At 61.3% G+C, this 12,283-nt stretch carries 11 protein-coding genes and 1 pseudogene; 5 read left to right on the top strand and 7 right to left on the bottom strand.

Annotated elements, in window-relative coordinates:
- Positions 1-21: 21 nt before the first annotated feature.
- Positions 22-891: a glutathione S-transferase family protein gene (locus ACVOLQ_RS07405; RefSeq protein ID WP_481527546.1), complete on the top strand. Its 870-nt coding sequence runs from the start codon at positions 22-24 to the stop codon at positions 889-891.
- The gene (locus ACVOLQ_RS07400) at positions 888-1,955 is read left to right on the top strand and encodes an LLM class oxidoreductase (RefSeq protein WP_481527545.1); all 1,068 of its coding nucleotides are present in this window, start codon (positions 888-890) and stop codon (positions 1,953-1,955) included. Before ACVOLQ_RS07405 ends, ACVOLQ_RS07400 begins: the two co-directional genes overlap by 4 nt.
- Before the next feature lie 266 nt (positions 1,956-2,221).
- Here the strand turns inward: ACVOLQ_RS07400 and ACVOLQ_RS07395 are convergent.
- Together ACVOLQ_RS07395 and ACVOLQ_RS07390 are read right to left on the bottom strand one after the other, a co-directional pair.
- Positions 2,222-2,668: pseudogene (locus ACVOLQ_RS07395) on the bottom strand ((R)-mandelonitrile lyase).
- Positions 2,669-2,976: 308 nt separating this feature from the next.
- A complete protein-coding gene (locus ACVOLQ_RS07390) occupies positions 2,977-4,026 on the bottom strand; it encodes an NAD(P)-dependent alcohol dehydrogenase (protein ID WP_481527544.1) in 1,050 nt (349 codons plus the stop codon).
- A gap of 124 nt (positions 4,027-4,150) precedes the next feature.
- Between ACVOLQ_RS07390 and ACVOLQ_RS07385 the strand changes: the two genes are divergently transcribed.
- Positions 4,151-5,038, top strand: coding sequence for a LysR family transcriptional regulator (locus ACVOLQ_RS07385; RefSeq protein WP_481527543.1), 888 nt, complete (start codon positions 4,151-4,153; stop codon positions 5,036-5,038).
- A 90-nt stretch (positions 5,039-5,128) separates the two neighbouring features.
- Here the strand turns inward: ACVOLQ_RS07385 and ACVOLQ_RS07380 are convergent, their stop codons facing one another.
- The 3 genes from ACVOLQ_RS07380 to ACVOLQ_RS07370 all read right to left on the bottom strand — a co-directional run bounded on the left by ACVOLQ_RS07380 (position 5,129) and on the right by ACVOLQ_RS07370 (position 8,013).
- The gene (locus ACVOLQ_RS07380) at positions 5,129-6,226 is read right to left on the bottom strand and encodes a zinc-binding dehydrogenase (protein ID WP_481527542.1); all 1,098 of its coding nucleotides are present in this window, start codon (positions 6,224-6,226) and stop codon (positions 5,129-5,131) included.
- A gap of 376 nt (positions 6,227-6,602) precedes the next feature.
- On the bottom strand, positions 6,603-7,502 hold the full coding sequence (locus ACVOLQ_RS07375) for an AraC family transcriptional regulator (protein WP_481527541.1): 900 nt from the start codon (positions 7,500-7,502) through the stop codon (positions 6,603-6,605).
- 202 nt (positions 7,503-7,704) lie between these two features.
- Complete coding sequence (locus ACVOLQ_RS07370; RefSeq protein ID WP_313493385.1) at positions 7,705-8,013, bottom strand: hypothetical protein; 309 nt, start codon at positions 8,011-8,013, stop codon at positions 7,705-7,707.
- 504 nt (positions 8,014-8,517) lie between these two features.
- Here ACVOLQ_RS07370 and ACVOLQ_RS07365 point away from each other — a divergent pair.
- Together ACVOLQ_RS07365 and ACVOLQ_RS07360 are read left to right on the top strand one after the other, a co-directional pair.
- A complete protein-coding gene (locus ACVOLQ_RS07365; RefSeq protein ID WP_481527540.1) occupies positions 8,518-9,195 on the top strand; it encodes a response regulator in 678 nt (225 codons plus the stop codon).
- Positions 9,196-9,457: 262 nt separating this feature from the next.
- The gene (locus tag ACVOLQ_RS07360; RefSeq protein WP_481527539.1) at positions 9,458-9,634 is read left to right on the top strand and encodes a hypothetical protein; all 177 of its coding nucleotides are present in this window, start codon (positions 9,458-9,460) and stop codon (positions 9,632-9,634) included.
- 61 nt (positions 9,635-9,695) lie between these two features.
- Here the strand turns inward: ACVOLQ_RS07360 and ACVOLQ_RS07355 are convergent, their stop codons facing one another.
- Positions 9,696-10,376, bottom strand: a complete 681-nt coding sequence (locus tag ACVOLQ_RS07355; protein ID WP_481527538.1) for a response regulator — start codon at positions 10,374-10,376, stop codon at positions 9,696-9,698.
- A gap of 584 nt (positions 10,377-10,960) precedes the next feature.
- Positions 10,961-12,187 carry an EAL domain-containing response regulator gene (locus ACVOLQ_RS07350; RefSeq protein WP_481527537.1) on the bottom strand — a complete coding sequence of 409 codons (1,227 nt, stop codon included), beginning with the start codon at positions 12,185-12,187 and terminating at the stop codon, positions 10,961-10,963.
- Between the last annotated feature and the right edge of the window lie 96 nt (positions 12,188-12,283).

The following is a 12,283-nucleotide window of genomic DNA, read 5'->3' as shown; positions in this document are numbered from 1 at the left end:
ACCTAGCAGCGCGCACTGAAATTGCACTGGCGAGAAAACGCGCAGCGCAAGTTAAAACGCTCCGGTTTCAGATCAAGCGCAACAACCGCGTCCGCCAATTGCAGGGGTGAGCAGGGCAATCGAGCTCACAACCATGCGACCTCTCATGGCGGCCTGCAGCAACCCGCAGGCCCAACACCTGCTCCTCACTTTCGCCAGCTGCGCACCGGGTCTCCAGGTGGCTTCGGTGAACCGCATCCCAAAAATGACTACTTCATGCCCAGCCCAACACTTCATCTGTATACCGACAGCTCACCAAACGGCTTCAAGATAAGCATTGCGCTGGAAGAGCTCGAACTACCCTATCAGCTGCATCACGTGCGCATCGCCGAAGGCGAGCACCGGCGGCCGGAGTTTCTGAAGCTGCATCCTCACGCGCGCATTCCCGTGCTTGTGGACGAATCTGCTGGCATCACTGTCTTCGAGTCGGCTGCCATCCTGTTGTACCTGGCTGAAAAGAGCGGCCGCCTCCTTCCACAGCAACCGACGGCACGATGGGAAGCGATCACTTGGCTGATGTTCCATGCCGCCAGCGTTGGCCCGATCCTTGGCCAGCGTGTTCACTTCGAGATGTTTGCCGACGAAGCACTCCCGGTCGCGATTGAGCGCTACCGGCGCCTGAGCAACGAGTTCTTCGCGACCCTGGATCAGCGTCTGGCTGACCGGCCTTGGCTGGCCGGAGACGAATACTCCATCGCCGACATCGCCGGTTTTGGCTGGACGCATATCGCCCGTGTCATCGACCTGGACTTCAGCGCCTATCCGAACTTGAGCGATTGGCACGCCCGTGTCGCCGGACGACCCGCCGTACAGCGCGGCGTACTTGTCCCCGAACCGGCGACCGGCCCATGATCGAGAACCAGAAAGTGAGCGCATTGAACAACAGCATCGATATGCAGACAGCGCTCAAGGGAGCATCTGCTCCCGCGTTTGCGCAGCACCGTGGCTACCAGCGGATGTTCCGCCAAGACGCACTGAGCCTTGGAATCTTCCTGCCATTGCGCTTCTATCGTGGCGACATGCGGGTGTTGGCCGGGCAGTCGGAGATGGTTGCTCAACTGGATCGCGCTGGATTTGCTGCAGTCTGGGTACGCGACGTTCCCTTGTTCGATCCCTTGTTCGGTGATGCCGGGCAGGTCTTCGACCCATTTACCTACCTGGCATTCCTTGCGGCTCACACCGAGCACATTGCCCTGGCCACTGGCAGCGCCATTTTCTCGCTGCGGCATCCCATTGACCTGGCCAAGTCGGCAACCACAATTGACCAGCTGTCTGCTGGGCGCCTGGTCATGGGTATCGCTTCTGGCGACAGACCGGTGGAGTTTCCGGCGTATGGCATCGAGCACGCACAGCGTGCCGAGCGCTTTGCAGAGACCGTCAGCTACGTCCGCGAGTTGATGCAGCCGGGCATGTTGAGCATCAACTCGCCGCTGGGCAACGCGCAAGGCGTTGAGCTGTTACCCAAGCCGGTTGCCGGTGCGGTGCCCCTGCTGGTGACCGGGACCTCGCGGCAGTCGCTGCAATGGGTTGCCGAACATGCCGATGGTTGGTTGACCTATCCGGATGCCACCCACCACGCCGCTGGCCCCAAGCGCCTGGCCGAGAAGATACGCGCGTGGCGAGGTTTGATCGGCGATGGCGGCTTCCGCCCGCACGTCACCAACGAGTGGATCGATCTGGTGGAAGACCCCAATCATCCCAGAACGGCGATCGATGGCGGCTACACCTTGCGGACGGGCCGTAACGGCTTGATCGATCTGCTAGGTGAATGGCAGCGTGCAGGCGTCAACCATGCGGCCCTTGGAATCCAGTTCAGTCAGCGTCCGGCACAGGACGTCCTGCAGGAGCTGTCGGAGTACGTGCTTCCCCTGTTCCCTTCGCACGATTCGCCGGTACCGCCAGCGATTCGTTGGTAGCACTGTCATCGAGTTGCCGGATCACAGCGAGGTTTGCCGGCGCGTCCCGCCAGGAGCACATCCTGGCGGGAGGCGCGCTACACGGAGGAATGCCTACGGACTGGGCCCAGCAGGCAATCGTGAAATCACCACGGAAAGCATCGCAGCCGATGCGATAACCACCGCTTGCACGCAGCCACCTACTGCCACGTGGTCACGAGATCACATGCACCCTTCGCGAGCCTTCTGGAGCTTCAGCAAGATGCGAAGAAACGACTGGGGTGAAGCTATTGAGCAACGTGATACTGCTCATCACTCACCTGCTCCATCCACTCGACATTGCTGCCATCGAGCACGCCGGTGACCGCCAGATGGGTCATGGCCATTGTCGGCCCGGCACCGTGCCAGTGCTTGATGCCTGCCGGGCAGGTCATCACATCGCCCGGCCGGCTCTGCTGCACTGGCTTGCCTCATTCCTGGGCAAACCCCACCCCGGACATCACCACCAGGCGCTGCCCTGCCGGGTGCGTATGCCAGGCCGAACGCGCGCCAGGCTCGAAGGTGACCCAGGCGCCGGAGGCAGTGAGCGCAGGATCAGCATCCCACACCGGATCGATGCGTACGCGGCCGGTGAAATGCCCCGCACTGCCTGCGAGCGATGGCCGACTGCCAGCTTCAGAAACATGCTGCGTTACTGAAGCTGCGGATACCGGCACTTCCGTGATCGCGGCCATCGGCACAGCCACCGCAATGAGCCCAAGGCTCTTCAGTGAGTCCTGGATAGGTGTTCCTTGAAAGACTGGTCCTGCCATGGCGTTGGACGGTCGGGAAGCGTCCAGCAACCATCAGGATGATGGGCTGTCTGGTTTCCCATGGAAGATACGGGTGTCCTGAACTGATCCGCTTGATCAACAATGCCCGCCGGGCGGCGGGGCATGGCGGCACCAGCAGTGAAAGCCGCCAGCAGACCATGCGGCGCCTTCACTGCAGCGCTGGCCGTCAGGGCCAACGCTGCAGGCAACTATCGACTCGGCAAGCCGCCTCAGCCGCCCATGGTGGCGTTGTCGATCACGAAGCGATACTTGATGTCGCCCTTGAGCATGCGCTCGTAGGCTTCGTTGATCTCCTCGGCACGGATCAACTCGATATCCGCCACGATCTGGTGCTTCGCGCAGAAGTCCAGCATTTCCTGGGTTTCCGGAATGCCACCAATCATCGAGCCGGCCAGGGTGCGGCGCTTGGTGATCATGTTGAACACATTCGGCGACGGGTGTGGCGTCGCCGGCGCCCCCACCAGCACCATCGCACCGTCACGCTTGAGCAGTGCCAGGAAAGCATCCAGGTCGTGCGGCGCGGCAACGGTGTTGACGATCAGATCGAAGCGCTTGCCCTGCGCTGCCATCGCTGCAGCGTCACGCGATACCACCACTTCATCCGCGCCCAATGCCAAGGCAGCCTCGCGCTTGGACTCGGACGTGGTGAAGGCGATGACATGTGCGCCCATCGCATGGGCCAGCTTGATGCCCATATGGCCCAGACCGCCAATGCCGACCACGCCTACCGTCTTGCCGGGACCGGCATTCCAGTGCTTGAGCGGCGAATAAGTGGTGATGCCGGCGCACAGCAGGGGCGCCACTGCGGCCAGCTGGTCTTCGGGGTGGCCGATGCGCAGCACATAACGCTCATGAACCACGATTTCCTGCGAATAGCCGCCCAGCGTCCAACCCGGCACATCCGCGGTAGCACCGTTGTAGGTGCCGACCATGCCGTCACAGTAGTTTTCCAGCCCGGCATCGCAGTCTTCGCACTGCTTGCAGCTGTCGACGATGCAGCCGATACCCACCAGATCGCCGGGCTTGAAGCCACTCACGTGCGCGCCCACTGCGGCAACCCGGCCGACGATTTCATGGCCCGGCACGCAGGGGAACTGGGTACCCGCCCATTCGGCACGCACCTGGTGCAGGTCGGAATGGCAGATGCCGCAGTACGCGATGTCGATCTGCACATCGTGCGCCCCCGGCGCGCGGCGGCTGATGTCCATCGACTCCAACGGCTTGTCGGCGGCATAGGCGCCATAGGCTTTGACAGACATGGGAACTCCGGCGGTGTTTGGGGAAGGTGGCCATTGTCCACCGCGACGACTCGACTGATAAGGTAATCAATGCTTCTAGCCATTATTAGCTGACCTAATCAATAAGCCGTGCCACACTGCGGCCATGGCACGACGCAACCTCAATGATCTACTGGCCTTTGTCACCGTGGCGCGTGAAGGGAATTTCACCCGCGCGGGTGCGCTGCTGGGCGTCTCGCAGTCCGCGCTCAGCCAAGCCATCAAGGCATTGGAAGAGCGGCTGCAGATCCGCCTGCTCACCCGCACCACCCGCAGCGTCTCGCCCACTCCGGCAGGCGAGCGCCTGTTACTGGCCATCGGCAATCGCTTCGATGAGATCGAAGCGGAGCTGGATGCACTCACCGAGCTGCGCGACAAGCCGGCCGGCTCCCTGCGCCTGACCTGCGGTGACCACTCGTTGCAGACCATCCTGCTACCCAAGCTGTTGCCGTTGATGCACCGCTATCCCGACATCCGCATCGAGTTCGACGTCAGCTACGCGCTGCGCGACATCGTCGCCGATCGCTTCGACGCGGGTGTGCGGCTGGGTGAGAGCATCGACAAGGACATGATCGCCCTGCCGATCAGCCCCAAGGTGCGCATGGCCGCAGCCGCTTCACCGGCCTATTTCGACAAGCACCCGATCCCCAAGGCCCCTGCAGACCTGACCCGGCACAGTTGCATCAACATCCGCTTCGCCACCTCGGGCGGCTTGTACGTGTGGGAATTCGAGCGCAACGGCAGGCAGGTGAACGTGCGCGTCGAAAGCCAGGCGGTGTTCAATACCTCGCCGCCAATGGTACAGGCGGCGCTGGATGGCCTTGGTATCACCTTCCTGCCGGAGGAAGAGTTCGGTGATCACATCGAGCAAGGCAGACTGGTGCGTGTGCTGCAGAACTGGTGCCCGCCCTTCCCCGGCTATCACCTGTACTACCCCAGCCGCCGCCAGCATTCGGCTGCATTCGCACTGGTGGTGGATGCGCTGCGGATCTGAACCGCACCATCGCGCCCAACTGCTCGAAAGCTTGGCCCTGCATTGCGTGCGGCATCACCGACAATCCCTGCGATGGCGCTGGCCAGACGGTCAATTATTGAAGTCGGTAATCACGACACGGGCGATCGCTCCATCCTTCAATGACTCGAAGCCATCGTTGATCTGCGACAGCGCTATCTCCCTTGACACCAACTCCGCCAGATTGAAGCGGCCGGCCAGTGCCATTTCCGCGTAAAACGGGATATCACGTTTCAGGTTTGACGAGCCCATGTAAACCGTCTCGATCCGATTCTGGTTCAGTTGCAGGCTGAGGGCATGGAGCTCAACGCTCGTCGCTCCGTCACCTATCCCAACCAGATACAGCCCACCGCCCTTGGCAAGCATCTGCAGCCCTTGCTCGATCACTGCCCGGACACCGACGAAGTCGAACACATGGTCTGCGCCGCCCGGAAGCAAAGCTCTCACTGCCTGCACTGGATCGCGCTCGCGGGAGTTGATCACGTCGGTGGCGCCGAAACGTCTTGCGCGTTCAAGCTTTCCGTCGGCCACGTCGATTGCAATGATGCGCGACGCCCCGGCAAGCCGTGCCCCTCCAATACCGCTGAGTCCGACACCCCCGGCGCCGATGATGATCACCGTCTCACCATGCTGCACGCCAGCCGTATTGAGCACCGCGCCCGCTCCTGTGAGCACGCCACAGCCCAACAGCGCTGCGTGTGCAAAGGGCAGCGCTTTCGGAACCCGTGCAATCTGGTTCTCATGCGCCAGTACCTGTGCCGCGAAGCCGCCAAGGCCAAACCCCTGGTTGATCACACTCCCGCCACTGCTGCGCAGGCGGGCAGGCTCGGTATCCTCCCGCAATGTCGCTTCAGGCTGCAGGCACGCATGGGTATGGCCGGAAAGGCACTGCACGCATCTGCCACAGAACTGGATCAGGCTGGCGACGACATGATCGCCGGGGTTGAACTCCGACGCCTCCTCACCGAGCGCAATCACCACCCCGGCCACTTCATGCCCCAGCACTACCGGCGGCGCGTAGCCGATGCCGGCCCTGGCAAGCGTCAGGTCGCTATGGCAGAGCCCGGAGGCTTTGACTTCGATCAGAACCTCACGCCCCATGGGCTTGTCCAGTTCGATGTCCTGCACATCAAAACCTCCACCCACTGAACTCACTACGGATGCCTTCATTGAAGCTCTCTTCGGTTGAGATGCACGGTGCGTTGGGGTGGATAAGCACCACGCGAGCGTGGATGCCACGTTCCTGCCTACCAACGCCGGTCAAGGCCAGGTGGCAGTGCAGTAGCACCCGTCCATCCAGGCGCGCTTGCACGACAGACAGCAGCTGCAACGCACAGACATCGCGTGGCTGAATGCGCCCAGCCGGCATATGTCGCAACGCCTGCGAGTTGCGGGATACAGCGCTCGACCAGCGGGAATGCATCAAGCAGGCCGAGGACAAGCGTAGGGACATCTGACGTACCTGTAGTAGCCGGATATCGGCCAACCCTTGCCTAATCCTGTCTTCACGTCGACGCACGCGATGACAGGCCGCAACCGACATCGTTCAGCTCGCCAGATCTGGCCGCAGAGCGTTGTCGCGCATTTCCACCGCGTCGCGCGACGGCGTCACGCCGAACATCTTCCGGTACTCGCGGCTGAACTGCGAAGGGCTTTCGTAACCCACGGCGTAGGCGACGCTGGCTGCGCTAGACGGGTGCGCAGCCAATCTCCGCCGTGCCTCCTGCAGGCGCAAACGCTTCTGGTACTGCAAGGGGCTCATGCCGGTAGCTGCCAAAAAGTGACGGTGCAGCGAGGACAGACTCATACCAACGCGGCTGGCCAACAGCCCCACCTGCATCGGTTGCGCATATCCGACACGGATCTGATTGATCACGATACCAACCCGCGCAAGACGGCCGTTCGACAACGCGAACTGGCGCAGAACCGGTCCTTGCTCACCAAGCAATAACCGATACAGCAGTTCGCGCTCGAACAACGGTGCGAGCATCCCGATGTCAGACGGACTGTCCAGCAACCGGATCAAGCGAAGCAGCGGATCGAGCAATTCGGGACTTGGCACGCCCGCCACAACAGCGATCGGTGTCGGCGGATCATGCAATTGTTCGCTCATATCCAGTAACACCGTGGACAGGATCGCGGGATCCATGCATAAGGCGACGCCCAGAAACGGCCGCGCGGCGCCGGCCTGGAGTATCTCGCCCGCCACTTGCGTCTGCGCTGGCGCCACCACGTAGCGCGGCGCCGCCAGCTCGACGGGCGTCCCACCCAAGCTCAGGCGCGCTCGTCCCTGCGCAACAAGCAACAAGCAGATGCCCCGGACAGAGGCAGACATTGCACCGCCAGCATCCGAGCGTAGTAGCGTGACACGCGGTATGACCGTGCCGACGAAACCAGGCGCACCATGCCTGGCGATTGCTGCCTGCAGTTCCGTCAACAATGCCATTGCGTCAGCCTAGCGGGCATTCGGTGCAATGGAATGACCGGAACTGCCATTTCGACAATGGCGAGGACGACCGATGGCGGCTTATTGCGAGTCCCGTCGTTCAGTCAGTACAGCAACGGTGCTGACTGCCGTTCCGCACGCTCCACCTGGGTGTTCCGCTATGGACACCTGACTTAGGCGTTCAGCGCACCGGCGGCGCAGATCACCTGAGCGCCAGCTTGCCCTTGCTGTGGTGCCGTCTAACTAATTCTTCCAGATAGATGTCCAAAGCGGCACGAGCGTCTTCGGAGGTCTCCTTGTGCTTCAACGCCCAGCCCAGGCGATCCATCAACACCGGGTCGCGGCACTCATCCAGGCTGCTCTCATCCCATTGACGCGCCTTGCGGTAACGTTTTGCGCGCTCGGCCTGAGATAGCGGGGTATCGTAGAGCCGCGGTCGACCACGCCGTTTTGCAGGCACGGGCGTCGGCGTTGGTTCGACTTCATCCACAGCACCGTGATCATCACGCATTGTCTATTCCCCGCTGGTTCGCGCTCAATAATAAAGTGATTCATCACATTTTGCGCGATGTGCCGCCGCCGCTTGCGCCAGCACGGCAATGTTCGGGGAACACGCAGCGATCAAGCGTGCAATGTTGGTAATGAAACCAGCGATCCTGGTTTGCTAGCTCATGCCTGCGCACCTGAGCCGACTCCTGCACCTGGCCTGCGCCGACGTCCGCACAAAGTCCTGAAAAACAACGTCTGCCCCGCTGGTTTGCAACGCCAAGCAAGGGCGCAAACCAGATCCCGCCGGCGATGTGGCCATGGTCCGTAGTTCAGACTCGTCCTACGAAGCAAAGCCGTTGAATAGGACCCGTAGTGCTTACTTTGCTGACACTACACAAATAAAGTAACAGCAGGCGCAGGGCAACCCAATATCTCTTTGCTCCTTCATGCCATGCGCCGGCTGCCCACAGCGCGGCTGTCTGCTCTGTAGAGGTTCCTCCCGTTCAACAACTGAAGCCGATCCGCCATGAAGCCACTCAGCCTCCGCGTTGTTCTCGCGGACGATCACTCAGCCGTGCGTGCCGGCCTTCAGTACGTACTTACCAGCGCCGGCACGATTTCCGTTACAGGGTCAGCGCGCAATTCAACCGAGCTCATGGATGTACTGGCGCGCAGTCCCTGCGACGTGCTGATCTCTGACTACTCGATGCCAGGGGGACGCTACGGTGATGGCATCGCGCTGTTCAAGCTGGTCAAGAAGCGTTATCCCTCGATCAAGATCGTGGTGCTCACCATGCTGGAGAATCCAGGCATCGTGCACTCACTGCTGACGCTGGGCATTTCCTGCATCCTGAGCAAGACGGATTCGCTCAATCACCTCATGCCAGCCGTTCATGGCGCTTTCGCCAATGGACGCTATCTGTCACCTACCATCACCGAGATCGCCGGCGCTGTGACTTCCGGCAACTCCGGCGTGCAGACGCTCACCACCCGTGAACTGGAGGTCATCCGCTTCTTCGTCTCCGGCCTGACGGTCAACGAGATTGCCGAGCGGCTGAGTCGCAGCAAGAAGACCATCAGCACCCAAAAAGGGGCAGCCATGCTGAAGCTGGGACTGAAGCGCGATGTCGACCTGCTGAGATACGGCATTGAATCGGGCCTGGCCGACGCAGAGGCGGCTCCCTCCATCGCCCGTGCGTCGTAATCACTACCGCGTGCATCCGCCAGCTGCCAATCACTGTACCGCACACTGATAGCCCTCCCCTCCCTCCCCTTGCCGGAACCAATCCAGGAGTCAATTCCGAAATTCAAGGACTTACCAAAAGCAAGATATCTCTGCCTTATTGGGACCGGTCCTATGGCTGCGCCAGACCGCTTGACACAACATGAGCAAATTCCTTGTGCGGCGCCAACCTGGCGCTCGCATGCGTGCTTTGCTTTTGAGCTGCGGCTGAGAAAATACAAAGATGGACAAGAAAACCGCGGACGTCAGACGCCTCCTGATCGAATTTGCCCGGCTATCCACCGCCCAGAAAAATCAATTTCTGGAGACTCTCAATTTGTTCATGTACGCCTCACCACAGCGAAGGCGCAAGATCATGCTGCAGTGGGAGTCGGGAAAGGCTGGCCTGGACGTGGAATGAACCCGTCCGGATTCTAGCGCGAGCCACTTGCATTCATGCCTGACCCTCAACAGCCAGCGGTCTACGGTGCGCCCGGGGTGCCGCCAGAAGAAGTGACCAGACCGTTCTCCATCGCGTAACGCAAAAGATCCACATCTTTTTCAATCGATAGTTTCTCCATCGCGCTGGCCTTCTGCGTGCTGATGGTCTTCTTGCTGCGGTGCAGGCGCTCGGCAATCTCGTTCACCGTCAGACCCGACGCGTAGAGCCGCACCACTTCGGACTCGCGAATGCTCAACACCCCGGCCGGGTTGCGGCTGCGTCTGTTCAGCTCGATGCCCTGTACCACCTTGTCGATGGTGGGCGAGTAGTATTTGCCACCGCTCTGCGCTGCATGAACCGCCGGCACAAGATGCGTCAATGCGTCCGACTTGCTGACAATGCAGCTCACCCCTTGCGTCAGCAGGGTATGCAGTACCGCCGGGTTGTCGAGCATCGTAAGCACGACCAGCCTCACCTGCGGATAACGCCTGGCGATCATCCCGAAAAGCGCAATTCCATCGCCGAAATCGCCGGCCGGCATTGCGTAGTCGGAGACCACCACATCGCATGCCACGCTACCAAGCAGCGCCATCAGTTCGGTCGAATCGGAAGCGGTTCCCACCAGCTCAAGCGTGGCTATGGACGATAATTCGTACTTCACCCCGGCGATCATGCCCGGATGATCGTCAGCCAAGATCACCCTGATCCTGAAACCACTCATGGCGAGGTCTCCGTGAAGTGCGCTGGCAGCTGGCCAATCCAGGCTGGGGAGGCATCCCCTACCCTGCGAGGCACGTCTGGACAGAATTTATGTCACATCACGCCCAAAGACAAAGACTTGTGAACGAAGGAAAGACTCGCCTGCCGGTGTGAGCGTCCCCCTTTGGCCCCCATGCCGTGGCGCTGGCCAGTCATGGGAAGAACCCCCGTCCCATATCGCAGCAGGAGGGAAGCACAAACCGGTAGCACGGGTGCGAGCCTTGCGGTGCGCCCTGCCTACCGTCAAGTGAGCTTTCCACCGCAGGGCAACCGCGCGCTATCCCCAGTCCTGCGCAGGAAGCAGGGGCCGCTGCCGACACTGCCCGTGCCCAAGTCTCCGCGGACGTCTGAGCATCAGGAGTGTCCCGCCTTCGCACCGGCGTCCGACTCTACCAGCCTGCCCAGACCCGCACGCCAGCCCCATCGCCTGGCCAGAAAGTAAACCGGGTGCAAACAGCAGAGGCCGCAATCAGGTAAGAGCGTCTGGCTTACAGAAGCAGATCGTCCGCGGCGCTGTCATGGTGAGCAGACGCTTTCCGCATCGGATCAGTCCTGACGTGCGACGTACTGCAGGTAGTCCGCCTTGGGCATGGCACGACCATGCAGGTACCCCTGGGTGGTGTGGCAGCCCAGGCTGCGCACCATGTCCAGGTCCCGATAGGTTTCCACGCCCTCGACGACAACCGTGGCAACCATCTGCCGGGCCATGGCGATGGTGCTGGCCAACAGGCAGCGGGCATGGGCGTGATCGCGGGCTTCCACCAACATGCTGCGATTGATCTTCAGCTCGTTGAAGGGCACCTGCAGCAATCTGTCCAGAGACGAATCACCGCTGCCGAAATCGTCGATGGCGCAATTGAAACCCCGCAGCCGCAACTGGGTTACAGCGCCAGCGAGCGCGGGATTGCACCGCTCACCACCATCTTCCGTGATCTCGATAACCACCCGGCTCGGATCGACTCCCGCATGATAGGCATGATCAGCAACGCTCTGTGCCCAGTGAACGCCGCTAGCTACGCGTGCCGGAACATTCACTGCCATCAGCAAGGACGATGCTGAATCTTCGGCAGCGATGCAGTCGAACGCGCAGGACAGCATGTAGCTGGTCAGCGACTCCAACAATCCTTCGCGCTCGATTGCGGGAAGAAACCCCGCTGGTGCCAGTACCGAGCCATCTGCCCGGTGCCAACGCGCAAGGATCTCGGCACCACGCAGCACACCGGTGATTGCGCAATGCTGTGGTTGGAAATAGGGCTGGATCTGCTGATCCAGCAATGCACCACGCAGCTCCTCACGCGAGAACCGCTGTGTGGAGCACTGCACCGGAGCGGCGCCATGGACCGACATCGTCGGTTCGATCGCCGCAGCGATGATGCTACGAACCTGCTCTGCCTTCAGCGGCTTGCGCAGAGCGGCCGCCACGGTCAGCCCACGATGGCGTGCATACGCCGAGGCCGCGTTCAATATCCTGCTGGGCTGACTGCTCACGATCACCAGCCTGGCATTGCGGCAACGCTCGGCCAGCAGGTCGATCACCTGCAGCCCCGTGAGGTCGGTGATATCCAGATCGAGGACAATCAGATCCCAGCTTCGATCACGCAATGCGGCCACCGCCCGCGCACCATCCAGGGCCGAAATGACTTCAGACACCCCTGATTGACGCAACACCTTGACCATCGGAAGATGCTGCAGTTCGTTGCTGTCTACCACCAGCGCATTCTGGATCATCCGGGCTTCCGGTTGGGGTGATACGAACTGGGCAAGAGCGTTCATGGGCGATGTCTCCACGCCAGAAGCGGCGATATCAGGGAAAGGGCTGTTCTCGATGGAGTCATTCTTCCAGTGCGGCCGTCCGGCCTACATCGGCCC

It is taken from the genome of Stenotrophomonas sp. STEN031, assembly GCF_056759975.1.
The sequence above is the reverse complement of the archived record's forward strand: the minus strand, read 5'-3'. Positions and strand labels throughout refer to the sequence as shown.